Here is a 25,746-nt window from a genome sequence, read left to right as displayed (position 1 = left end):
TCACAGTGTAACCAGACAGTTTTCCTTGCGAGCGCGCTCAGCGGCAAAGACCATTAAGTGACTTTCCAGTGATTCATCGGGGCCGGAGAGAATCATACTTTGATCGCCTGCCATCACGGCGTGGATAAAGCGATCCATCAGATAGTAGTCACCACCGCCGTGGCCTCCCATCTGGGTTTGTGTGCCAGCGGCGATCTCTTCGATCGCGTAAACTGTCTCGCTATCCGTCAGAAAATCAAACACCCGGATCTGCTCGCCATTGCCCTCGAGATAGCCTTTCGTACCGAAAAGCCGCGTCTTTCGATCTTCCATGCGGGTAAAGGCGGTCATGGTGAACGTGACGGTTTGCTGATGGGCAAAGCGTAAGTTCACCACCTGATGATCCACCACGTCGTTATCACAGCGATAAACGCAGCGGCCATACGGACCTTCGCGCAGCGCCTGGCGAACGTTTTCCTCCGTGGGATCCGCCGTCAGCACGCGACGGAAGTGCGGCGTGCATTTGTGATCCTCGCCGAGGTAAATCTTACAGGCTGACCAGGGGCAGGTCGCTTCAACCTGGCAATCCAGGCAGCGATCGGCGGCGCCCTCCGGCTGGTTCTCCTTCACGAAATGGCTCAGGTTACCGAATGAGGTCACATCCTGACAGTGGTCGCCCATGATGTAGCGGATCCAGTCCATATCGTGGCAGGATTTCTGTAGCAGCATAAACGACGATTCTGCTTCATTACGCCAGTTACCGCGAACGAAGGAGTGCGCCTGGTGCCAGTAACCTACGGGCTCGAGATGCTGCATGCTGACGATGTCGCCAATCACTCCGCTGTCGAGCAGGGACTTGAGTTTTTGCGTGTAACGGGTGTAGCGCAGAACGTGAGCGACACCCAATAAAACGTTGTTGCGTTTCACCGCCGCAATGATGGTGCGGCAATCTTCCGGCGTGGGGGCGAGAGGCTTTTCCAGTAGGATGTGATAGCCGAGATCGGCAAGCGCGACGGCGGGCTCTTTGTGCATTGTATCCTGAGTACAGATCAGCACGACGTCCGCCATTCGCGGGCGGGCCGCGGCCTCCTTCCAGTCGCTAAAGATGTTTTCCTGAACAATCTTATGCTGAGTGACAAATTGTTGGCGGTACGCCTCTCTGGGTTCTGCCACACCGACAACCTGCATGCGATCCGGATGTTCAAGCGCGTAACGAGAATATATTTCGCCGCGCGCGCCTGCGCCAACCACTAACACGGTCACTTTCTTTGCACACATATAAACCTCTCATTTTGCCCTCGCCTGAATTCGCATTGTTCTGCGCCGTGGGGCATGAAAAAAACAAACTGTTATTTTTTGCGCCTGCCGATGACGTTCGCGACATCAGGACCCGGCTAAATTTTCTTCATCCTGCTTGTCGAATAAAAAAGCGGCGTCAAGATTGAATTTCACCCTGATCGATTCGCCGGGGAGAGGGCTCCAGTCCGGTGACGAATTGACTCGCAGGATCATTGGCTGTGCGCCGATGTCGAAATGCAGGAGATCTTCATTGCCCATTCTTTCCACGTTGGTTATCCGGGCGTCGAAGGCCGCAGGATCGTTGTGCTGCGCCAGTTGAATCGCCTCTGGCCGGATGCCAAACCAGACGCTGTCATGCGGATAATTTGTCAGTTGGGAGGCGAGTCGTGCGGTTAAGGGCAGGGTCAGCGCGTCATCCAGACGGAGCCCGTGCGTATCGGGGTCGAGTGCCAGCAGATGAATGTTCATTGCCGGGTTACCGATGAAACCCGCCACGAATTTATTTTTTGGCTGATGGTAGATATTGCCCGGGGTGTCGACCTGCATAATCCGTCCGCCGTTGAGCACACAAATGCGGTCACCCATGGTCATCGCTTCAATCTGATCGTGCGTGACGTACACCATCGTCGCGTTCACCCCTTCGTGACGCAACTGGCGATGAAGTTCTGTCAGACGCACGCGCATCGATACGCGCAGTTTGGCGTCGAGATTGGACAGCGGCTCATCAAACAAAAACACTTCAGGCTTACGAACAATGGCCCTGCCAACGGCAACGCGCTGGCACTGTCCCCCCGAAAGTTGACCGGGCTTTTTGTCGAGTAGCGTTTCGATTTCCAGTTTGCGTGCGGCATCCCGTACGCGAACATCAATCTCCTGCTTGTTCATTTTGCCCTGCAGGCTGAACGCCATATTTTTGTAGATAGTCATATGGGGATAGAGGGCGTAATTTTGAAAGACCATCGCCACGCCGCGCTCTTTTGGCAGCAGATCGTTAACGCAGCGTTCGCCAATAGAAATATGGCCATGAGTAATCTCTTCCAGCCCGGCGATCATGCGCAGTAACGTTGATTTTGCGCAGCCGGATGGCCCGACAAAAACCATAAATTCGCCATCGTGAATTTCAAGATCAACGCCATGAATCGCCTGGAAGCCATTCGGATAGATTTTGCCTACTGACTGTAATTGAATGCCTGACATAACAATGCCCCTTATCCTTTAATTCCGGCACCGGCGATGCCACGAATGAAATAGCGCTGGAAGAAAATATAAAGTAACAACATAGGGATAATCGCGAGTAACGCCCCCGCCATAAGCATGGGGTACTCCACTCCTGAACGGCCGGAAAGCGAGGCCAGCCCGACTGGCAGCGTCATTTTGTTCATCGAGGTATTGACGATGAGCGGCCACATTAAGTTATTCCAGCTCCACAACCCGTTAATAATGACGCAGGCGATAAGCCCGGGTTTAATCAGCGGCAGCATGATTTTGAAAAAGATCGTTAAATGGTTATAACCATCCATAATTGCTGCTTCTTCCAGTTCTTTCGGTACAGACAGAAAAAACTGACGCAATAAAAAGGCGCTATAAATACTGAATAACCCCGGCAGCACCAGACCTGGAATCGAGTTCAGCAGGCCTATTTTTTCGATCGTTAAAAACTGCGGGATCAAAAAGATCTGTCCTGGCACCATCAGAATCGAAATGCAGAGCGTAAAGAGGAGATCGCGCCCTTTAAAACGCAGGCGGGAGAAACCATACGCCGCCATCGCGGCAATCAGCGTCTGCAAAATGACGATCACCAGCGTCGAGACGATCGAGTTAAAATAAAAGCTGCCAAACGGCATCTCATGCAAGATTTTATCGTACGCCTGAAACCCCGGATTGGCGGGCAGCAGGATCGGCGGAAAGGCAATACTTTCCGCCTGGGTTTTAAACGAGGTGATGACCATCCAGATAAAGGGAACCACCGTGACCAGCGTCGCCAGGATCATCAGGCCATAAATCAGCCATTTTTCACGTTTTGTCATGAACATAGTGGTTGCCTTACTGTGCTTTAAGCCGTTTGCCTATCCATATTTGCAGCAGGGTCAGTACCATCGTGATAACAAAAATCACCACGGCAATCGCTGAGGCGTACCCTTTTTCATGGTAGATAAAGGCATATTTATAAAAGAGATAAGCGATGGTCATGGTCTGATCGTCCACCATGGAAGAACTGCCAAACAGCAGATACACCACATCGAATATTTGCAGCGTTTCGATGAACGAGATCACCAGAACGAAGAACAGCGTCGGGATCATCAACGGCAGGGTGATCGACCAGAAGCCACGCAGTTTGCTGATGCCATCCAGAGACATGGCTTCATAGATCTGCTTCGGGATCCCCTGCAATCCGGCGAGCAGAATGATCATCTTCAGGGCGATAGCCGACCAGATAATGACCAGCGAAGCGCTCAGGCGGACAATGTCCGGATCAGACAACCAACCGATGGCGGGGATATCGAAATAGGCCAGGATCTGATTGAGCAAACCGAAATTACGATTCATCAACCATTGCCAGACCATCGCAATGGCTGCAGGCATCGTGACGGCCGGAAGAAATAACAGCGTACGGAACAACCATTGACCGCGAATCGCCTGGTTTAAACCAATGGCCAGCAGTAAAGACAGTACCGTGATCACCGGGACACAAATAAAGACGTAGACCAGCGTATTAAATATCGCCGAGCGGAATTCATCGTCGCTGAATAAATTAATGTAATTATCCAGACTGATTGTCGTCCAGATTTGAAACTCGCCCAGATCGGTAAAACTATAAAATACGTTCTGGAAGAATGGCGTAAAGTAAAAAATAACTAATCCCGCCAGCAGCGGCAGAATCATTATCCACCCCCAGAAACGTTCTTCTTTTTCCAGTCGGGTCAGCGATTTCTTATTGGGTTCCCTGGCCGATAACGGCGGAGATGTCGCTTCATCTGAATAGCTCATACAGACTCCGGGATGCTCACTTTACAAACAATAAATGGTTAACGCAGGAGAGGTGAGAGGGAGCAAGGCTCCCTCAATATTATTTCTGCATTTCACGCTCAACACGTTTTGCGACACCGGGCATGACTTGTTGCGGATCATTCCCCATCCAGACTTTCTTCAGCCCGTCATTGAGAATGCTATTCCATTTCGCGGTATTGGAACCGGCTGTGGGATATTTATGGGAAAACGCCAGTGAATCGATATAGGCGGAAACATCGATATCCTTAAAGCCTTCAGCCCACGCTTTGGCGACTTTCTGATTGGCCGGAATCACCACTTTGCCCGCGGCCAGCGTTTGCTGTGCATGTTCAGAACTCATAAATTCAATAAACTTCCAGGCCGCTTCTTTATGTTGGCTTTTGGCCGACATCGCAAAGGCGAGACTGTGGGAGACGCCTGCCTGCTCCGCCATCTTAGGCATCGGCACTACGCCAATATGATCTTTGATCAGTTCGTTCTGCGAGAACGGCAGCGCCCACCATGAGCCTGCGTAGACCATTGCGACTCTGCTGGACTGGAAGACATCGGATGCTTCCATTTCACCTGGTGGCTGGATCAGTCCTGCTTTCAACATCCCCTGAACGTCGCGATACATGGCGATCGCGTTGTCATTGGCAACATCCGTTTTTCCCTCGGGCAGGACTATCTTATCGCCGGCCTGGAGCAGCAGGTTAAAATAGCTGTCCTGACCGCTGCTGAATTCCATCGCCAGTGGATAAGACTGCTGATCCAGTTTTTTACGTAGCTGTTCTGATTTCTGTTTTAAATCGTCCCACGTCCAGTTTTTATCGGGATAGGCTACGCCCGCCTGATCGAATATTTTTTTGTTATACCAGACGGCAATCGCATCGATATCACGCGGTATAGCATATTGCGTAGACTGGTACTGATAAGCATCAACGGAGCTTTTCACAAAGTCATCAAGGTTCGGTGATGATTTATCGTTTAAATAAGGGGTCAGTGGTTCCAGCATACCGTTCTTAACGTATTGCTGAAAATTCGGCATATTCATCCAGAATACATCCGGTGCAACATTTCCCCCGACCGCTGAACTGAGTTTTATGAAATATTGATCATAAGGCGTTAACTCGATTTCAATTTTTACTCCGGGGTTATTTTTTTCAAACTCATTAACCAGTTGCTGTTCGCCGGGAAGTTGATTTCGATCCCACAGCGTGTAGCGTAATTTAACAGGTTTATCTGTCGTCTGGCCTTCAGCACTGGCGATAGCCGGTGCTGTCAGTAAACAGGAAAAAAGGCATGCCAGGGCGACATTATTCTTATTCAAGGTATACATAACTTCCCTCTTTATTCGGGTCAGAATGTCGGTGAGGTAAATTACAGAAGCCATTGAATAGTCTGTTTAACAAAGGGGAAAGTCAAAGGGGGAAAAATAAGGGAATTATCGCATTAAAACCGGAGGTACTTTCGGTAGGTTTCTCTTTTATCAAAACGAAAAGAGGGCGGAAAGGGCGACTTCAGGTGTTGCTCTTTCTTTCAAGGAGTTAGGTTTTTTCTAGCGTGGAAAATCGAAAAAGGGCGGGTGAAAAATTAACCTTCAAAACTGCGAGCACTATCACTTTATCTTTCGCGGACAGAAAAGAAAAACGGGGAGGGCTCCCCGTTTTCCCGGTGGCTTTCGTTTCGAAAATATCAGGTCACTGGCGCCGGGTTAAACACCGCCAGTTGGTTGTGGAGTCCCCATTGGTCGGAGAAGGTTTTCTTACGGCCGCTGGCGACATCGAGAATAAATTCGAACAGCTTCTGACCGACGTCCTCAATCGTCTCTTCGCCTGTGGCGATGGTGCCCGCATTGATATCCATTAAGTCGTACCAGCGGTTTGCCAGTTCGGTACGGGTCGCCATCTTAATCACCGGCACGGCCATCAGGCCATACGGGGTACCACGACCAGTGGTGAACACCTGCACGGTGATCCCGGAAGCCACCTGCTGTGTGCCGCAGACAAAATCGCTGGCGGGCGTCGCGGCATAAATCAGACCGCGTTTGGTCGGACGCTGGCCCGGAGAGAGCACCTCGACAATCGCGCTTTTGCCAGATTTCGCAATCGAGCCCAGCGCTTTTTCCACGACGTTCGCCAGACCGCCCTTTTTGTTACCCGGAGAGGGGTTAGCGCTGCGGTCGGTTTTCCCCATATCGAGATAGTTGTCGTACCAGGCCATCTCTTCCAGCAGACGTTTACCCACCTCTTCGTTGATGGTGCGCGGTGTCAGCAGATGAATCGCATCACGTACTTCGGTGACTTCAGAGAACATCACCGTGGCACCGCAGCGTACCAGCAGGTCAGAGGCGTAGCCCACCGCCGGGTTCGCCGTCACGCCGGAAAACGCATCGCTGCCGCCGCACTGCATCCCGACGACCAGTTCAGAGGCCGGACAGGTTTCGCGCTGGCGCAGGTTCAGCTTAGCCAGATGGCGCTCAGCAACCTGCAGGATATCATCGACCATGGAGCGAAAGCCCACGTGCTTCTCGTCCTGCAGGCTGACGATGCTGGCGCTATCTACGGGAATACTTTGCACATCGTCGGTGCCTTCCAGTAAACGTTCCGGTTGCAGCTTTTCGCAACCCAGGCCAATGACCATCACTTCGCCGCCAAAGTTTGGGTTCAGTGAGATGTTATGAATGGTGCGGATTGGCACCACGGCTGCCGGGGCGTTAATGGCGACGCCGCAGCCATACAGATGGTTTAGTCCAACCACGCCATCGACATTCGGGTATTTGGGCAGCAGATCGCGCTCGATGATTTTGACGACATAATCCACCACGCCCGCCACGCAATGCACACTGGTGGTGATGCCGAGCAGATTCTTGGTGCCCACGCTGCCATCGGCGTTGCGATACCCTTCAAAGGTATAGCCTTCCAGCGGCGGCAGGGGTTCCGGGACTTTGGTCGCCAGCGGCAGCGTGTTCAACGGTGGGGCTTTCGGCAGCTCAACCATGGATTCATCAATCCAGCTTCCGCGCGGAATGTCGCGCATGGCGTAGCCAATCACTTCACCATAACGTACGATTTCGCCATGAACCGGAATATCCACCAGCGCGACTTTATGTCCCTGTGGAATATGCTCAATAAGCTCCAGTCCATCCGGGAATCGAGTCCCGGCTTTTAAACCATTGTCATTAACAATGATCGCCACATTATCTGTCTCGTGGACCTTTATATAAAATGCGCTCGGCGATTCTTGTCTGATTTCGATGTTGGCCATTGTCCAGTATTCTCCAGCCGGGGGTGATATTAATATAGAGAGTTCTACGAATCTGATTATTAAAATAAGGATGTCCTGTCGTGAAATAAGGATGTCAGGAGTTCAAAATTAAGAATGTGATCCAGATCACTCGTTATGGCGAAAGCCCTGCTATCAAGGGTAGTAAAGCGTAAATATGTGCATCAGCGCCCAGCGTTATGTGCATATGCTCAAGATATTATTTGTAATAGGTATTGTTAATGAGCATCTGCACAATGCTTAATGCTTCCCGCCTGATTATACTGAATCACGAAATGAGTATCTGCATTAATTAATAAGCGATAGCGTCTGTCATCAACCAATAATAATAAATATGTCTGCTTAAGTTCCTGAGGTAAATAAAATGATCATGGATACAGTTGAAGAAAAAAAGAAAGGTATGCATACACGCTATTTAATTCTGCTGATAATTTTTATTGTCACAGCGGTTAACTATGCGGATCGGGCGACGCTATCCATTGCCGGAACCGAAGTCGCCAAAGAGTTGCAACTGAGCGCCGTGTCAATGGGTTACATCTTCTCTGCATTTGGCTGGGCCTACCTGCTGATGCAAATCCCTGGCGGCTGGCTGCTCGATAAGTTTGGCTCGAAAAAAGTTTACACATACAGCCTGTTCTTTTGGTCGCTGTTCACCTTCCTGCAAGGCTTCGTGGATATGTTCCCGCTGGCCTGGGCGGGAGTGTCGATGTTCTTTATGCGCTTTATGCTGGGTTTCTCGGAAGCGCCTTCATTCCCGGCAAACGCCCGTATCGTGGCGGCCTGGTTCCCGACCAAAGAGCGTGGAACCGCGTCGGCCATCTTTAACTCTGCCCAGTATTTTTCACTGGCACTGTTCTCGCCGCTGCTGGGTTGGCTGACCTTTGCCTGGGGCTGGGAACACGTCTTTACCGTGATGGGCGTTATCGGGTTTGTCCTGACGGCGCTGTGGGTCAAACTGATTCATAACCCGACTGACCACCCGCGAATGTCCGCAGAAGAGTTGAAGTTCATCTCTGACAACGGTGCGGTCGTGGATATGGACCACAAAAAACCTGGCAGCGCAGTGGCCAGTGGTCCGAAACTGCATTACATCAAGCAGTTATTGACCAACCGCATGATGCTTGGCGTGTTCTTCGGACAGTATTTCATCAACACCATCACCTGGTTTTTCCTGACCTGGTTCCCGATTTACCTGGTACAGGAAAAAGGGATGTCGATCCTGAAAGTGGGTCTGGTGGCCTCGATTCCGGCGCTGTGTGGTTTCGCTGGCGGCGTGCTGGGCGGTGTGTTCTCGGATTACCTGATTAAGCGCGGTTTTTCTATCACCGTTGCACGTAAGCTGCCGATTGTGCTGGGAATGCTGCTGGCCTCCACCATCATTCTGTGCAACTACACCGACAACACCGCGCTGGTGGTGACGCTGATGGCGCTGGCTTTCTTTGGTAAAGGATTTGGCGCACTGGGCTGGCCGGTTATCTCGGATACCGCGCCGAAAGAGATTGTTGGTCTGTGTGGTGGGGTATTTAACGTCTTTGGCAACGTGGCGTCTATCGTTACGCCACTGGTTATCGGTTACCTGGTAAGTGAACTGCACTCTTTCAACGCTGCGCTGGTCTTCGTTGGTTGTTCCGCGCTGATGGCAATGGTGTGCTACCTGTTTATTGTCGGTGACATCAAGCGTATGGAACTGCAGAAATAATTAACGGTTAAGTGACAAGGTAAAAGTGATGAATAACGACATCTTCCCGAACAAATTCAAAGCAGCGCTGGCTGCACATCAGATTCAGATTGGCTGCTGGTCAGCGCTGGCAAGCCCAATCAGCACCGAAGTCTTAGGGTTGGCGGGCTTCGACTGGCTGGTGCTGGATGGCGAACATGCGCCAAACGATGTCTCCACCTTTATTCCGCAGTTGATGGCGCTGAAAGGCAGTGCCAGCGCGCCGGTTGTGCGTGTGCCGACCAATGAGCCGGTCATTATCAAGCGCCTGCTGGATATCGGTTTTTACAACTTCCTGATCCCGTTTGTTGAAACGGAAGAAGAGGCGGTGAATGCTGTTGCGTCAACGCGCTATCCGCCAGAAGGGATCCGCGGGGTGTCCGTATCGCATCGCGCCAACATGTTTGGCACCGTCCCGGATTACTTCGCGCAGTCCAACAAGAACATCACCATTATTGTGCAGATTGAGAGCCAGCAGGGCGTGGATAACGTCGATGCCATCGCTGCCACCGAAGGTGTCGACGGCATTTTCGTTGGCCCAAGCGATCTGGCGGCGGCGTTAGGCCACCTCGGCAATGCGTCTCATCCTGAGGTGCAAAAAGCCATTCAGCACATCTTTGCCCGCGCGAAAGCGCACGGCAAACCGAGTGGCATTCTGGCGCCGGTTGATGCCGACGCGCGTCGCTATCTGGAGTGGGGCGCCACGTTTGTTGCCGTCGGCAGCGACCTGGGCGTGTTCCGTTCCGCCACGCAGAAACTGGCTGATTCCTTTAAGAAATAACCACCACCGAAACAAGAGAGATAATTGATATGACTATGAAAGTTGGTTTTATTGGTCTGGGTATCATGGGTAAACCAATGAGTAAAAACCTCCTGAAAGCAGGTTACTCGCTGGTGGTTTCTGACCGTAATCCTGAAGCGATCGCTGACGTCATCGCGGCAGGCGCAGAAACCGCTCCTAACGCTAAAGCGATTGCTGAGCAGTGCGATGTGATCATCACCATGCTGCCGAACTCTCCGCATGTGAAAGAGGTTGCGCTGGGCGAAGGCGGCATTATCGAAGGGGCGAAACCGGGTACGGTGCTGATCGACATGAGTTCCATCGCGCCGCTGGCGAGCCGTGAGATCAGCGACGCGCTGAAAGCCAAAGGCATCGATATGCTGGACGCGCCGGTGAGCGGCGGTGAACCAAAGGCTATCGACGGCACGCTGTCGGTGATGGTTGGCGGCGACAAGGCGATTTTCGATAAGTACTACGAGATGCTGAAAGCCATGGCGGGTTCCGTTGTGCATACCGGTGATATCGGTGCGGGTAACGTCACCAAGCTGGCAAACCAGGTGATTGTGGCGCTGAACATTGCGGCGATGTCCGAAGCGCTGACGCTGGCAACCAAAGCCGGTGTGAATCCGGACCTGGTCTATCAGGCGATTCGTGGCGGCCTGGCGGGCAGCACCGTACTGGATGCGAAAGCGCCGATGGTGATGGATCGTAACTTCAAGCCAGGTTTCCGTATCGACCTGCACATTAAAGATCTGGCTAACGCGCTGGATACGTCTCACGGGGTTGGCGCTCAGCTTCCGCTAACCGCAGCCGTTATGGAAATGATGCAGGCGCTGCGTGCTGACGGCCTGGGAACCGCCGACCACAGTGCGCTGGCATGTTATTACGAAAAACTGGCGAAAGTGGAAGTCACTCGCTAATGACCTTGTGCCCGGATGGCGCATCGCGATCCGGGCCTGGATTGTAGGCCGGATAAGTAAAACGCCATCCGGCGTTGTGCAGTAACAGGCGATCATCATGAAAATCGTAATTGCCCCAGACTCTTATAAAGAAAGCCTTTCTGCTACTGAGGTAGCTCAGGCGATAGAAAAAGGATTTCGGGAAATTTTCCCCGATGCGCAGTATGTTTCCGTTCCGCTCGCCGATGGGGGAGAGGGGACGGTTGAAGCCATGATTGCCGCCACGCACGGTTCTGCACATTCCGCTCTGGTGACCGGACCGCTGGGTGAAAAAGTGAATGCCAGCTGGGGCATGTCAGGCGATGGAAAGACCGCGTTTATTGAAATGGCGGCCGCCAGCGGACTGGCGCTGGTTCCCCCCGAAAAACGTAACCCACTGATTACCACTTCGCGCGGCACCGGGGAGCTTATTTTGCAGGCGCTGGACAGTGGGGCGCGCAATATTATTATCGGCATTGGCGGCAGTGCGACCAATGACGGCGGGGCCGGGATGGTTCAGGCGCTGGGGGCGAAATTGTGTGATGCCAACGGCACTGAAGTTGGCTACGGCGGCGGCAGCCTGAATAGTCTCAACACCATTGATGTGTCTGGCTTGGATCCGCGCATAAAACACTGTGCTATTCGCGTCGCCTGTGACGTGACTAATCCACTGGTGGGCGAGCTGGGAGCTTCGCGGATCTTTGGTCCGCAAAAAGGGGCGACGGAGGCGTTGATTCTCGAACTGGACCGCAATCTGGCTCACTACGCGGACATCATTAAAAAGTCGCTGGGTGTGGATGTGAAAAACGTGCCTGGCGCAGGTGCGGCAGGCGGTATGGGGGCGGCGCTGACGGCATTCCTCGGCGCGGAGTTAAAAAGCGGGATTGAGATAGTCACCCAGGCGCTCAACCTGGAAGAACATATTCACGACTGTACGCTGGTTGTTACCGGCGAAGGGCGTATCGACAGCCAGAGCATTCACGGCAAAGTGCCGGTTGGCGTGGCGAACGTCGCGAAGAAATATCACAAGCCGGTGATTGGTATTGCGGGCAGTCTGACGCGGGATGTCGGCGTGGTGCATCAATATGGAATTGATGCCGTGTTCAGCGTATTAACCAGTATTGGTACTCTGGAAGAGGCTTTTCGCGGCGCATTTGACAACATTTACCGGGCATCGCGAAACATTGCGGCGACGCTGGCGGTGGGAATGCGCAGTGCGGGGTGACAAGGGCGTGCAAACCCTCTATACTGCGCGCCGAAGCTGACCAGACAGTCGCCGCTTCGTCGTCGTCCCTTTCGGGGGAGACAGGCGGAGGGGAGGAAAGTCCGGGCTCCATAGGGCAGGGTGCCAGGTAACGCCTGGGGGGGAAACCCACGACCAGTGCAACAGAGAGCAAACCGCCGATGGCCCACGCAAGTGGGATCAGGTAAGGGTGAAAGGGTGCGGTAAGAGCGCACCGCGCGGCTGGCAACAGTCCGTGGCACGGTAAACTCCACCCGGAGCAAGGCCAAATAGGGGTTCATAAGGTACGGCCCGTACTGAACCCGGGTAGGCTGCTTGAGCCAGTGAGCGATTGCTGGCCTAGATGAATGACTGTCCACGACAGAACCCGGCTTATCGGTCAGCTTCACCTCTTTATGTATAAACCCGCTCCGGCGGGTTTTTTGCTTTTACAGGTAGCGGCAACGCTGTTGCCTGATGGCGCTTTGCTTATCAGGCCTACGAACATCGACCCCGCTGCTGTAGGCCGGATAAGATGCGACAGCATCGCCATCCGGCATGGTGTTGAGTTGCTCGCAAAATGACTGTCCACGACGCTATACCAAAAAGAAAGCGGCTTATCGGTCAGCTTCACCTCTTTATGTATAAACCCGCTGCGGCGGGTTTTTTGCTTTTACAGGTAGCGGCAACGCTGTTGCCTGATGGCGCTTTGCTTATCAGGCCTACGAACATCGACCCCGCTGCTGTAGGCCGGATAAGATGCGGCAGCATCGCCATCCGGCATGGTGTTGAGTTGCTCGCAAAATGACTGTCCACGACGCTATACCAAAAAGAAAGCGGCTTATCGGTCAGCTTCACCTCTTTATGTATAAACCCGCTGCGGCGGGTTTTTTGCTTTTACAGGTAGCGGCAACGCTGTTGCCTGATGGCGCTTCGCTTATCAGGCCTACGCACATCGAACCCGCTCCTGTAGGCCGGATAAGATGCGACAGCATCGCCATCCGGCATGGTTTTGAGCTGCTCGCAAGAATGACTGTCCATGACGCTATACCAAAAAGAAAGCGGCTTATCGGTCAGCTTCACCTCTTTATGTATAAACCCGCTGCGGCGGGTTTTTTGCTTTTACAGGTAGCGGCAACGCTGTTGCCTGATGGCGCTTTGCTTATCAGGCCTACGAACATCGACCCCGCTGCTGTAGGCCGGATAAGATGCGGCAGCATCGCCATCCGGCATGGTGTTGAGTTGCTCGCAAAATGACTGTCCACGACGCTATACCAAAAAGAAAGCGGCTTATCGGTCAGCTTCACCTCTTTATGTATAAACCCGCTGCGGCGGGTTTTTGCTTTTACAGGCTGCGACAACGCTGTTGCCTGATGGCGCTTCGCTTATCAGGCCTACGAGCAGCACACGGAATCCTGTAGGCCGGATAAGATGCGACAGCATCGCCATCCGGCATGGTATTGAGCTGCTCGCAGATAAGATAATTCTGGTTCTGTGAGCGGCAACACAAAACGCTGCCAGTGGTTATTTTGGCGAAAGAAATGAAAAGCAAACGTTCTCTTAGGTGAAATTACTTGCTGCAAAAATGGAAAACGTCAGTGTTAATGTGTTGTTGAAAATGATAGCTATTTGTGTGTTAATATTTAATTAATGATAAATCCAATGTTTCTTTACAAACAAATAAGGCAAAAAAACGTGATGTATAACGTTATTTAACCCAACTTATGCTCTGAATATAATTATATTTGATAAATTACTTATTAAATTTAATGAACAATTTGACCATTAACTGCTCGATAATTGCTTGAAATATCGTCATTCCTCATTTTAAAACAGGAGGTGAAAATAACGGGTGTTATCGCCATAAAATATTGTTATCCCCCCCTCTTTTTTTGACAAAAATCAGACTAAAGTGACATAGTATTTATGTAGCGCATTGAATTAGAACGATTTATTTATTTTTCAATAACCACTTGAAATATAAGGTCAGGCAATTTGTGAGTGGTCGCACATATCCTGCTTCACGTAATTTGTTACACTTCACGCCGTCAACAAAGTTATTAACGCAGGTCGATATGAATACGTTCGCTCTCCCTAAAACACAGCAGTTAGTGGTCTTTCAGGAAGTCATCAGAAGTGGTTCTATCGGTTCTGCGGCAAAAGAATTAGGGTTAACTCAGCCGGCTGTGAGTAAAATCATTAACGATATTGAAGCTTATTTCGGCGTTGAGTTGGTGGTTCGCAAAAATACTGGCGTCACCTTAACCCATGCCGGGCAGGTTTTACTCTCCTGGTCCGAATCCATCACCCGTGAGATGAAAAACATGGTGAATGAGATGAACAGCATGACCGACAACACGGTGGTTGATATCTCATTCGGGTTTCCTTCGCTGATTGGCTTTACCTTTATGTCCGATATGATCCAGAAGTTCAAAGAGGTCTACCCAAAATCGCAGGTCTCCATGTATGAGGCGCAGCTCTCCTCATTCCTGCCGGCGATCCGGGACGGGCGACTGGACTTTGCGATTGGTACGCTCAGCGATGAAATGAAATTGCAGGATCTGCACGTCGAGCCGCTCTTTGAGTCGGAGTTCGTGCTGGTGGCGAATAAGTCCCGAACATGCACCGGCACCACCACACTGGAATCGTTGCAGAACGAACAGTGGGTGTTGCCACAAACGAATATGGGCTACTACAGCGAACTCCTCACCACCCTGCAACGAAATGGCATCAGCATCGAAAACATCGTTAAAACCGACTCTGTTGTGACCATTTATAATCTTGTTCTCAATGCTGATTTTCTGACAGTGATTCCGTGCGATATGGCGGCACCTTTTGGTTCGAACCAGTTTATTACTCTCCCTGTTGAAGAATCGTTACCCATTGCGCGCTACGCCGCAATATGGTCAAAAAACTATCGTATTAAAAAAGCCGCATCGGTTTTGGTTGAATTAGCCAAAGAATATTCATCTTACAAAGGTTGCAGACGAAAGCAATTAATTGAAATTAACTAATCGATTAAATTTAATTTAATCCTCAATTCATACCATCGTTCTTAATATCAGGCGTTGGTTACGGCTATCTATTACTTTACTATCAGGTAAGAGGTTACAATGCACATTACTTACGATCTCCCGGTTGCCATTGAAGATATCCTCGAAGCAAAAAAACGACTGGCGGGGAAAATATATAAAACAGGCATGCCTCGCTCAAACTATTTTAGTGAGCGGTGCAAAGGGGAAATATTCCTTAAATTTGAAAACATGCAGCGCACTGGCTCATTTAAAATTCGCGGCGCATTTAACAAACTCAGTTCATTGACGGATGCAGAAAGACGCAAAGGCGTTGTCGCCTGTTCAGCGGGCAACCACGCACAAGGGGTTTCCCTCTCCTGCGCGATGCTGGGTATTGATGGCAAAGTGGTGATGCCGAAGGGCGCGCCGAAGTCGAAAGTGGCCGCCACCTGCGACTACTCGGCGGAAGTAGTGCTGCACGGCGATAACTTTAACGACACCATCGCCAAGGTCAGTGAGATTGTCGAAATGGAAGGACGTATTTTTATTCCGCCGTATGACGATCCGAAAGTGATTGCCGGCCAGGGCACCATCGGTCTGGAAATTATGGAAGACCTGTATGACGTCGATAACGTGATTGTTCCTATCGGCGGTGGTGGTTTAATTGCCGGTATTGCTATCGCCATTAAATCTATTAACCCGACCATTAAAGTGATTGGCGTGCAGTCTGAAAACGTACACGGCATGGCGGCGTCTTATCAGGCTGGAGAAATAACCACGCACCGAACGACCGGCACCCTGGCGGATGGTTGTGATGTTTCCCGCCCGGGTAAATTAACTTACGAAATTGTGCGTGAATTAGTGGATGACATTGTCCTGGTCAGCGAAGACGAAATTCGTAACAGCATGATTGCTTTAATTCAACGCAACAAAGTAGTGACAGAAGGTGCAGGTGCACTGGCATGTGCTGCTTTATTAAGCGGGAAATTAGATGGCTATATCCAGAACAGAAAAACAGTCAGCATTATTTCTGGCGGCAATATCGATCTTTCTCGTGTATCGCAAATTACGGGTTTAGCTGACGCGTAAATCCGGCTATTAATCTCTTCGTTGAGGATAGGATATGAGTACTACTGACAGCATTGTATCCAGCCAGACAAAACAGTCGTCCTGGCGTAAATCGGACACCACCTGGACACTGGGTTTATTTGGTACTGCCATCGGCGCCGGGGTGTTGTTCTTCCCCATCCGCGCAGGATTTGGCGGCTTAATCCCCATTCTTTTGATGTTGGTACTGGCGTACCCCATTGCTTTTTATTGCCACCGCGCACTGGCGCGTCTGTGTCTGTCCGGCTCAAACCCGTCCGGAAACATCACGGAAACGGTAGAAGAGCACTTTGGTAAGACGGGCGGCGTGGTTATCACGTTCCTCTATTTCTTCGCGATTTGTCCGCTGCTGTGGATTTATGGCGTCACCATTACCAACACGTTCATGACGTTCTGGGAAAACCAGTTGCAGATGCCGGCGCTGAACCGCGGCTTTGTGGCCCTGTTCCTGCTGCTGCTGATGGCGTTCGTTATCTGGTTTGGTAAGGATCTGATGGTTAAAGTGATGAGCTACCTGGTATGGCCGTTCATTGCCAGCCTGGTGCTGATCTCGCTGTCGCTGATCCCTTACTGGAACTCTGCGGTAATCGATCAGGTTGATATCAGTAATATCGCGTTAACCGGTCACGATGGCATTCTGGTCACCGTGTGGCTGGGGATCTCCATCATGGTGTTCTCGTTCAACTTCTCGCCGATCGTTTCGTCTTTCGTGGTCTCTAAACGTGAAGAATACGAGAAAGATTTTGGTCGTGAATACACCGAGCAGAAATGTTCCAAAATCATCGGTCGCGCCAGCATGCTGATGGTGGCCGTGGTGATGTTCTTCGCCTTTAGCTGCCTGTTCACGCTCTCTCCGGCAAACATGGCGGATGCGAAAGCGCAAAACATTCCGGTGCTCTCTTATCTGGCAAACCATTTCGCTTCCCTGTCCGGTACGAAATCGACGTTTGCCACCGTGCTGGAATATGGCGCCTCCATTATTGCGCTGGTTGCCATCTTCAAATCCTTCTTCGGTCACTACCTGGGAACGCTGGAAGGGCTGAACGGTCTGGTGCTGAAGTTCGGTTATAAAGGCGATAAAACGAAGGTCTCTTCCGGCAAGCTCAACACCATCAGCATGATCTTTATCATGGGATCCACCTGGGTTGTCGCCTACGCCAACCCGAACATTCTGGACCTGATTGAAGCGATGGGTGCGCCGATTATTGCCTCGCTGCTGTGCCTGCTGCCGATGTATGCCATTCGTAAGGCTCCGTCGCTGGCGAAATACCGTGGTCGTCTGGACAACGTGTTTGTCACCGTCATCGGTATGCTGACCATTCTGAACATCGTGTACAAACTGTTTTAATCCTTAAGCTCAGGATGAGCGGAGTAGTGAAATGAATGAATTTCCGATAGTTCTGGTTATTAATTGTGGATCGTCTTCAATTAAATTTTCAGTACTGGATGCAAATAACTGCGATGTATTAATGGCAGGTATTGCGGATGGTATTAATTCGGAAAATGCGTTCTTATCGGTAAATGGAGGTGAGCCAGTCACACTGGCTCACCACAGCTACGAAGGCGCATTAAAGGCGATTGCTTTTGAACTGGAAAAACGTAATTTAAATGACAGCGTGGCTTTAATTGGTCACCGCATTGCCCACGGCGGAAATATCTTTACCGAGTCAGCCATTATTACCGATGAGGTCATTGACAATATTCGCCGTGTTTCACCCCTGGCACCGTTACATAATTACGCGAACCTGAGCGGGATTGAATCCGCACAGCATCTGTTCCCCGGCGTCACCCAGGTGGCAGTATTTGATACCAGCTTCCACCAGACTATGGCGCCAGAGGCTTACCTGTATGGTCTGCCGTGGAAGTATTTCGAAGAACTGGGCGTGCGGCGCTATGGTTTTCATGGAACGTCGCACCGCTATGTTTCTCAACGTGCTCATGAGCTGCTTGCGCTGTCCGAACAGGACTCCGGCCTGGTGATTGCCCACCTCGGCAACGGCGCGTCAATCTGTGCCGTTCGTGATGGGCACAGCGTCGATACCTCAATGGGGATGACGCCGCTGGAAGGGCTGATGATGGGCACGCGAAGCGGCGACGTGGACTTCGGCGCAATGGCGTGGGTCGCCAGCGAAACCCAACAGACCCTGAGCGATCTGGAACGGGTGGTGAATAAAGAGTCCGGCTTACTCGGGATTTCTGGCCTGTCGTCTGACTTAAGGGTGCTGGAAAAAGCCTGGCATGAAGGGCATGAGCGCGCACAACTGGCGATTAAAACGTTTGTTCACCGTATTGCCCGTCATATTGCCGGTCATGCCGCGTCGTTACACCGTCTGGACGGCATTATTTTTACCGGCGGTATTGGTGAGAACTCGGTATTAATTCGCCGCCTGGTGGTTGAACATCTGGCGGTACTGGGGGTGAATATCGACAGCGACCGAAATAACCTGTCGAATTCTCATGGCGAACGCATTATTTCCACCCCTGATGCCCGGGTTATTTGCGCCGTGATCCCAACGAACGAAGAAAAAATGATTGCACTCGATGCGATTCAATTAGGCCGCATTAATGCTGCCATGGAATACGCCTAATTTATTTGTAGTTCTGTAGAGAGATTATTTTTCATGAAGGTAGATATCGATACCAGCGATATGCTGTATGCCGAAGCATGGCTTGGCTTTAAAGGGACGGACTGGAAAGAAGAAATTAATGTCCGTGATTTTATTCAGCACAACTATACGCCTTATGAAGGGGATGAATCCTTCCTCGCGGACGCAACACCTGCAACCACCGCATTGTGGGAAAAGGTGATGACCGGCATTCGTATCGAAAACGCGACCCATGCGCCGGTCGATTTCGATACCAACATTGCGACCACCATTACCGCGCACGATGCGGGTTACATTGAGCAGGAACTGGAGAAGATCGTCGGTCTGCAAACGGATAAACCGCTGAAGCGCGCGCTGCATCCGTTTGGCGGCGTCAACATGATCAAAAGCTCGTTCGATGCTTATGGTCGTGAAATGGATCCGAACTTCGAATACCTGTTCACCGAACTGCGTAAAACCCACAACCAGGGCGTTTTTGACGCCTATTCTCCGGACATGCTGCGCTGCCGTAAATCCGGTGTGTTGACCGGTTTGCCGGACGGCTACGGCCGTGGGCGTATTATCGGCGATTACCGTCGCGTGGCGCTGTACGGCATCCGCTATCTGGTGCGTGAGCGTGAACTGCAGTTTGCCGATCTTCAGTCAAATCTGGAGTGGGGGCAGAATCTGGAAGCCACGATTCGCCTGCGTGAAGAACTGGCGGAGCACCGTCGCGCGCTGCTGCAAATGCAGGAGATGGCGGCGAAATATGGTTGCGATATCTCACGCCCGGCGCGTAACGCACAGGAAGCGGTACAGTGGGTCTACTTTGCCTATCTGGCGGCAGTGAAATCGCAAAACGGCGGCGCGATGTCGCTGGGCCGTACCGCATCGTTCCTCGATATCTACATTGAGCGCGACTTCAAGGCCGGGATCCTGACAGAGCAACAGGCGCAGGAGTTGATCGACCACTTCATCATGAAGATCCGCATGGTGCGTTTCCTGCGTACGCCGGAATTTGACACGCTGTTCTCCGGCGATCCGATCTGGGCGACCGAAGTGATCGGCGGGATGGGGCTGGATGGTCGCACGCTGGTGACCAAAAACGCCTTCCGTTACCTGCATACGCTGCACACGATGGGGCCGGCGCCGGAGCCAAACCTCACCGTACTGTGGTCAGAAGCGCTACCGATTGCGTTTAAAAAGTATGCCGCACAGGTCTCTATCGTTACCTCGTCGCTGCAATATGAAAACGACGATCTGATGCGTACCGACTTCAACAGCGACGACTACGCGATCGCCTGCTGCGTGAGCCCGATGGTGATCGGTAAGCAGATGCAGTTCTTCGGGGCACGTGCCAACCTCGCCAAAACCCTGCTGTACGCGATCAACGGCGGCGTGGATGAGAAGCTGAAAATCCAGGTGGGGCCGAAGACTGCACCGCTGCTGGACGACGTGCTGGACTACGACACCGTGATGGACAGTCTGGATCACTTTATGGACTGGCTGGCGGTGCAGTACATCAGCGCGCTGAACATCATCCATTACATGCACGACAAGTACAGCTACGAAGCGTCGCTGATGGCGCTGCACGATCGCGACGTCTATCGCACGATGGCGTGCGGCATTGCCGGGCTGTCGGTGGCGGCGGATTCGCTCTCTGCAATCAAGTACGCGACGGTGAAACCGGTTCGTGATCATAACGGGCTGGCGGTCGATTTCGTGATTGAAGGGGAATATCCGCAATACGGGAATAACGACGAGCGCGTGGACAGCATCGCCTGCGATCTGGTTGAACGCTTTATGAAGAAAATTAAAGTGTTGCCGACCTACCGGAATGCGGTACCGACGCAGTCGATTCTGACCATCACCTCCAACGTGGTGTATGGGCAGAAAACCGGGAATACCCCGGACGGACGTCGCGCCGGAACGCCATTCGCACCGGGCGCTAACCCGATGCACGGGCGTGATCGCAAAGGCGCTGTCGCTTCGCTGACCTCGGTTGCGAAACTGCCGTTCACCTACGCGAAAGACGGGATTTCGTACACCTTCTCGATTGTGCCTGCGGCACTTGGCAAAGAGGATCCGGTGCGGAAAACCAACCTGGTCGGGCTGCTGGATGGTTACTTCCACCATGAAGCGCACGTGGAAGGTGGGCAGCACCTGAACGTTAACGTAATGAACAAGGAGATGTTACTGGATGCCATTGAACATCCGGAAAACTATCCGAACCTGACGATCCGCGTCTCCGGCTACGCTGTGCGCTTCAACGCGCTTACCCGTGAGCAGCAGCAGGACGTCATTTCGCGTACTTTCACCCAGGCGATGTAACGTTATCGGGGCGGTCTGCGGATCGCCCCGATTCACTATGCGTATGAAAACCTGGTCTCCACTGAACGAGTCCGAGGGTATAAAAATGATTAGCGCATTCGATATTTTCAAACCTGGCATTGGTCCTTCCAGTTCCCATACCGTAGGGCCGATGAATGCAGGAAAACGTTTTATCGATCAACTGGTCAGCAGTGGATGCTTATCGCGCACGACGCGCATATCGGTTGATCTGTATGGTTCGCTATCGCTGACAGGAAAAGGCCATGCGACCGATACCGCCATTATGATGGGGCTTGCCGGCAACAGCCCGCAAAGCGTCAACATTGACGCCATCCCGGCGTTTATTGGCGAGGTGACCCGTACTGGCCGCTTGCCGGTCGCTGAAGGGAGGCATGTCGTTGATTTCCCGGTTGCCGACAGCATTGTTTTTCATGAAGAAGCGCTGCCCCGGCACGAGAACGGAATGCGGATCACCGCCTGGGATAACCAGGAAACGCTGGTGAGTAAAACCTACTACTCGATTGGCGGCGGGTTTATCGTGGAGGAAGAGCGCTTTGGTCAGGCGCACGACGTGGAAACGCCGGTCCCTTATGATTTTCATTCCGCCAGAGAATTGCTGAAACTGTGCGAGCACAACGGCCTTTCGGTCTCCGGATTGATGATGCAAAACGAACTGGCGCTGCGCAGTAAGGCGGAAATTGATGCCGGGTTCGCTCAGATCTGGGATGTGATGCAGGGTGGCATTGAACGCGGGATGAATACCGAAGGGGTTTTACCCGGTCCGCTGAATGTGCCGCGTCGCGCAGTGGCGCTACGCCGTCTGCTGGTCTCCAGTGACAGTCTCTCCAGCGACCCGATGAACGTCATCGACTGGATCAACATGTTTGCGCTCGCTGTCAGTGAAGAGAACGCGGCAGGCGGGCGCGTGGTGACGGCGCCAACCAACGGCGCATGCGGCATTATTCCGGCGGTGCTGGCCTATTACGATAAATTCCGTCGCCCGCTGAATGCCAACTCCATTGCCCGCTACCTGCTGGCGGCCGGAGCTATCGGGGCGCTGTACAAAATGAATGCGTCCATTTCCGGGGCGGAAGTCGGCTGTCAGGGGGAAATCGGCGTGGCCAGTTCAATGGCCGCGGCGGGGTTGACTGAGCTGCTGGGCGGCAGTCCGGCGCAGGTTTGCATCGCGGCGGAAATCGCGATGGAGCACAACCTTGGCTTAACCTGCGATCCGGTGGCCGGGCAGGTGCAGATCCCGTGTATTGAACGCAATGCGATCAACGCGGTTAAAGCGGTTAACGCCGCACGCATGGCACTGCGCCGCACCTCTGAGCCGCGTGTCTCGCTGGATAAGGTCATCGAGACCATGTACGAGACGGGTAAGGACATGAACGATAAGTACCGCGAAACCTCGCGCGGCGGCCTGGCTATCAAAGTGGTGTGCAGTTAGCGAGCGCCAGAAAGCTTGCCGGATGACGGCTGTCGCCTTATCCGGCCTACACATTCATCGTTCGTAGGTCCGATAAGCTTGCGCCATCGGGCATTTCATCCATTGTCAGCCATCTAAAAGCACACTTCGGTGTGCTTTTTTGTTGTGATCGCCTTCAAATTGAGAAATAAAAACCATTATTCGTTATTGAAAGGGAAAAATTTTCTTAACTCATCGAAAATATCAGGGTTATTTTGTGACGTTTTTCTCTGAGCCTGAGCGTATGCTTTTTTCCATTCTAACGACTCGCCTGCATATCCCGTACCGCGTATCGCCTTGATGCGGCACGACAAAAAATAAAAATGTACCCTATATAATGAGCGAGAATTTTATGGAAACGGCAACGAACAGTAGTGTCATTCTCGACGCCAGCGCTCCAGCGCGTCGGGCTGGCATGACAGAGAGTGAGTGGCAGGAAGCGATTAAATTCGACAGCACCGACACCGGTTGGGTCATTATGAGTATCGGGATGGCGATTGGCGCAGGGATTGTTTTTCTCCCGGTTCAGGTCGGTTTGATGGGACTGTGGGTCTTTTTGCTCTCATCGATTATCGGTTATCCCGCCATGTACCTGTTCCAGCGGCTGTTTATTAATACGCTGGCGGAATCCCCGGAATGCAAAGATTATCCCAGCGTCATCAGCGGGTATCTGGGGAAAAACTGGGGCATTCTGTTAGGCGCGCTGTACTTTGTGATGCTGGTTATCTGGATGTTTGTCTATTCCACGGCCATCACCAACGACAGCGCCTCCTATCTGCATACTTTTGGCGTGACAGAAGGACTTCTGTCCGAAAATCCCTTCTATGGCCTGGTGCTGATCTGCATTCTCGTTGCTATCTCTTCGCGCGGTGAGAAGATGCTGTTCAAAATTTCTACCGGTATGGTGCTGACCAAACTGCTGGTCGTGGCGGCGCTGGGTGTGTCGATGGTTGGCATGTGGCATCTGTACAACATTGGCGCGTTGCCACCGATGGGGTTGCTGGTGAAGAACGCAATTATCACGCTGCCGTTTACCCTGACTTCGATCCTGTTTATCCAGACCCTGAGCCCGATGGTGATCTCCTACCGCTCCCGTGAGAAATCCGTCGAGGTAGCACGTCATAAAGCGCTACGCGCTATGAATATTGCTTTCGGCATTTTGTTTGTCACCGTCTTCTTCTACGCCGTCTCCTTTACGCTGGCAATGGGACACGATGAAGCAGTGAAAGCCTATGAGCAGAATATTTCCGCGCTGGCGATTGCCGCACAGTTCATCAGCGGCGCAGGCGCCGGTTGGGTGAAAGTGGTGAGCGTCATCCTGAACATTTTCGCCGTGATGACTGCGTTCTTTGGCGTCTACTTAGGTTTCCGCGAAGCCACGCAGGGGATTGCGATGAACATCCTGCGCCGCAAACTGCCTGCCGAGAAGATCAATGAAACGCTGGTGCAGCGCGGCATCATGCTGTTTGCCATTGTACTGGCCTGGAGCGCTATCGTGCTCAACGCGCCGGTTCTGAGTTTTATGTCGATTTGTAGCCCTATTTTCGGCATGGTGGGATGTTTGATCCCCGCCTGGCTGGTCTACAAAGTGCCTGCACTGCACAAATACAAAGGGGCGTCGCTGTATCTGATTATCGTCACCGGTTTGCTGCTGTGCGTATCTCCGTTCCTGGCTTTTTCCTGATTTATCCTGAAGGTTGTTGTTATGTCTGAGACGATAAAAAATCCGTTGTGGTCGCGTTTCATCCGCGCAGTACAGGAGGAGGTGAAACCGGCGCTGGGCTGTACGGAACCGATTTCCCTCGCGCTGGCTGCGGCGGTGGCGGCCTCTGAACTGCGTGGCGTGGTGGAGCGAATCGATGCCTGGGTCTCGCCCAATCTGATGAAAAACGGACTGGGAGTGACGGTGCCGGGAACCGGCATGGTTGGGCTGCCCATCGCCGCTGCGCTGGGGGCGCTGGGCGGGAATGCGAATGCCGGACTGGAGGTGTTGAAAGATGCTTCCGCGCAGGCGATTGCCGATGCGAAGGCGATGCTGGACGCCGGCAAGGTATCGGTGATGTTGCAGCAACCTTGTGACGATATCCTGTTTTCCCGGGCGAAGGTCTATAGCCATGACGGCTGGGCGTGCGTCACCATTGTGGGCGGTCATACCCACATTGTGCGTATCGAAACGCATAACGGCGTGACGTTTTCTCAGCAAGCGAACGCCAGCGGTGAGGCGCAGGAATCGCCGCTGGCGGTGCTTTCTGAGACCTCGCTGGAAGAGATTCTGGCGTTTGTGAATACGGTACCCTTTGACGCCATCCGTTTTATTCTCGACGCCGCCCGGCTCAACGGCGCGTTGTCGCAGGAGGGGCTGCGGGGAAACTGGGGACTGCACATTGGCGCGACGATGGAAAAGCAGTGCGCGCGCGGTTTGCTGGCAAACGATCTTTCGACGGCTATTCTCATCCGGACCAGCGCGGCGTCGGATGCGCGCATGGGCGGGGCAACGCTGCCCGCCATGAGCAATTCCGGTTCCGGCAATCAGGGGATCACCGCCACGGTACCGGTGATGGTTGTCGCCGAGCACTTTGGCGCGGATGACGAGAAACTGGCGCGCGCGCTGATGCTTTCCCATCTGAGCGCAATCTATATACATCATCAGCTTCCGCGTCTGTCGGCGCTATGCGCGGCAACGACCGCCGCGATGGGCGCCGCGGCAGGGATGGCCTGGCTGGTGGACGAAGGACGCTACCGCACGATTTCGATGGCGATCAGCAGCATGATTGGTGATGTCAGCGGAATGATTTGCGACGGGGCATCCAACAGTTGCGCGATGAAAGTGTCCACCAGTGCGTCTGCGGCGTGGAAAGCCGTGTTGATGGCGCTGGATGATACGGCGGTCACGGGTAACGAGGGGATTGTGGCGCACAACGTGGAACAGTCTATTGCCAACCTGTGTGCGCTGGCATGTCATTCAATGCAGCAAACGGATAAGCAGATTATCGAGATCATGGCCCGTAAAGCGCATTAACCGATGGCGCTTC

19 protein-coding genes and 1 other RNA gene are annotated in these 25,746 nt (G+C 52.5%); 14 read left to right on the top strand and 6 right to left on the bottom strand.

From position 1 onward, the window contains the following. From F384_RS17215 to garD, 6 genes are all read right to left on the bottom strand, one after another. Entirely contained in the window at nucleotides 1-1,257 is a 1,257-nt protein-coding gene (locus F384_RS17215; RefSeq protein ID WP_046487602.1) for a Gfo/Idh/MocA family protein, read from the bottom strand. A 105-nt stretch (nucleotides 1,258-1,362) separates the two neighbouring features. After that, the gene (locus tag F384_RS17210) at nucleotides 1,363-2,475 is read right to left on the bottom strand and encodes an ABC transporter ATP-binding protein (protein ID WP_046487596.1); all 1,113 of its coding nucleotides are present in this window, start codon (nucleotides 2,473-2,475) and stop codon (nucleotides 1,363-1,365) included. Between the two features lie 11 nt (nucleotides 2,476-2,486). After that, a complete protein-coding gene (locus tag F384_RS17205; RefSeq protein WP_080949971.1) occupies nucleotides 2,487-3,311 on the bottom strand; it encodes a carbohydrate ABC transporter permease in 825 nt (274 codons plus the stop codon). Between the two features lie 10 nt (nucleotides 3,312-3,321). Then, nucleotides 3,322-4,266, bottom strand: coding sequence for a carbohydrate ABC transporter permease (locus tag F384_RS17200; protein ID WP_046487593.1), 945 nt, complete (start codon nucleotides 4,264-4,266; stop codon nucleotides 3,322-3,324). Between the two features lie 79 nt (nucleotides 4,267-4,345). Next, nucleotides 4,346-5,605 (bottom strand): ABC transporter substrate-binding protein, encoded by a 1,260-nt coding sequence (locus tag F384_RS17195; protein WP_046487590.1) that lies wholly within the window; start codon nucleotides 5,603-5,605, stop codon nucleotides 4,346-4,348. 356 nt (nucleotides 5,606-5,961) lie between these two features. Next, the gene (gene garD / locus F384_RS17190) at nucleotides 5,962-7,533 is read right to left on the bottom strand and encodes a galactarate dehydratase (RefSeq protein ID WP_046487588.1); all 1,572 of its coding nucleotides are present in this window, start codon (nucleotides 7,531-7,533) and stop codon (nucleotides 5,962-5,964) included. 382 nt (nucleotides 7,534-7,915) lie between these two features. On the opposite strand from garD, the gene garP reads away from it, so the two are divergent. From garP to F384_RS17115, 14 genes are all read left to right on the top strand, one after another. Further along, nucleotides 7,916-9,250, top strand: coding sequence for a galactarate/glucarate/glycerate transporter GarP (garP, locus tag F384_RS17185; RefSeq protein WP_046487585.1), 1,335 nt, complete (start codon nucleotides 7,916-7,918; stop codon nucleotides 9,248-9,250). A gap of 28 nt (nucleotides 9,251-9,278) precedes the next feature. Further along, the gene (gene garL, locus F384_RS17180) at nucleotides 9,279-10,049 is read left to right on the top strand and encodes a 2-dehydro-3-deoxyglucarate aldolase (RefSeq protein WP_046487582.1); all 771 of its coding nucleotides are present in this window, start codon (nucleotides 9,279-9,281) and stop codon (nucleotides 10,047-10,049) included. A gap of 29 nt (nucleotides 10,050-10,078) precedes the next feature. Next, a complete protein-coding gene (gene garR, locus F384_RS17175; protein ID WP_046487580.1) occupies nucleotides 10,079-10,969 on the top strand; it encodes a 2-hydroxy-3-oxopropionate reductase in 891 nt (296 codons plus the stop codon). A gap of 97 nt (nucleotides 10,970-11,066) precedes the next feature. Continuing rightward, nucleotides 11,067-12,212, top strand: a complete 1,146-nt coding sequence (gene garK, locus F384_RS17170; RefSeq protein WP_046487578.1) for a glycerate 2-kinase — start codon at nucleotides 11,067-11,069, stop codon at nucleotides 12,210-12,212. A gap of 32 nt (nucleotides 12,213-12,244) precedes the next feature. Continuing rightward, nucleotides 12,245-12,621, top strand: an RNA gene (rnpB, locus tag F384_RS28295) — RNase P RNA component class A. A gap of 392 nt (nucleotides 12,622-13,013) precedes the next feature. After that, entirely contained in the window at nucleotides 13,014-13,466 is a 453-nt protein-coding gene (locus F384_RS29980) for a hypothetical protein (protein ID WP_046487566.1), read from the top strand. Between the two features lie 818 nt (nucleotides 13,467-14,284). Beyond that, nucleotides 14,285-15,223 (top strand): transcriptional regulator TdcA, encoded by a 939-nt coding sequence (tdcA, locus tag F384_RS17150; protein WP_042325209.1) that lies wholly within the window; start codon nucleotides 14,285-14,287, stop codon nucleotides 15,221-15,223. Nucleotides 15,224-15,322: 99 nt separating this feature from the next. Continuing rightward, a complete protein-coding gene (gene tdcB / locus F384_RS17145) occupies nucleotides 15,323-16,312 on the top strand; it encodes a bifunctional threonine ammonia-lyase/L-serine ammonia-lyase TdcB (RefSeq protein ID WP_046487559.1) in 990 nt (329 codons plus the stop codon). Nucleotides 16,313-16,346: 34 nt separating this feature from the next. After that, nucleotides 16,347-17,678 (top strand): threonine/serine transporter TdcC, encoded by a 1,332-nt coding sequence (tdcC, locus tag F384_RS17140; RefSeq protein ID WP_046487554.1) that lies wholly within the window; start codon nucleotides 16,347-16,349, stop codon nucleotides 17,676-17,678. 31 nt (nucleotides 17,679-17,709) lie between these two features. Continuing rightward, entirely contained in the window at nucleotides 17,710-18,918 is a 1,209-nt protein-coding gene (tdcD, locus tag F384_RS17135) for a propionate kinase (RefSeq protein ID WP_046487551.1), read from the top strand. A gap of 33 nt (nucleotides 18,919-18,951) precedes the next feature. Then, the gene (gene tdcE, locus F384_RS17130; RefSeq protein WP_046487549.1) at nucleotides 18,952-21,246 is read left to right on the top strand and encodes a 2-ketobutyrate formate-lyase/pyruvate formate-lyase; all 2,295 of its coding nucleotides are present in this window, start codon (nucleotides 18,952-18,954) and stop codon (nucleotides 21,244-21,246) included. 85 nt (nucleotides 21,247-21,331) lie between these two features. Further along, nucleotides 21,332-22,696, top strand: coding sequence for an L-serine ammonia-lyase (tdcG, locus tag F384_RS17125; protein WP_046498345.1), 1,365 nt, complete (start codon nucleotides 21,332-21,334; stop codon nucleotides 22,694-22,696). Nucleotides 22,697-23,066: 370 nt separating this feature from the next. Beyond that, entirely contained in the window at nucleotides 23,067-24,398 is a 1,332-nt protein-coding gene (locus F384_RS17120) for an amino acid permease (RefSeq protein ID WP_046487547.1), read from the top strand. Nucleotides 24,399-24,419: 21 nt separating this feature from the next. Continuing rightward, nucleotides 24,420-25,733 (top strand): serine dehydratase subunit alpha family protein, encoded by a 1,314-nt coding sequence (locus F384_RS17115; RefSeq protein WP_046487545.1) that lies wholly within the window; start codon nucleotides 24,420-24,422, stop codon nucleotides 25,731-25,733. Nucleotides 25,734-25,746: the final 13 nt, after the last annotated feature.

It is taken from the genome of Citrobacter amalonaticus Y19, assembly GCF_000981805.1.
GTDB lineage: Bacteria > Pseudomonadota > Gammaproteobacteria > Enterobacterales > Enterobacteriaceae > Citrobacter_A > Citrobacter_A amalonaticus_C.
Note: the sequence above shows the minus strand (reverse complement) of the source record. Positions and strands in the feature narration are given on the sequence as shown.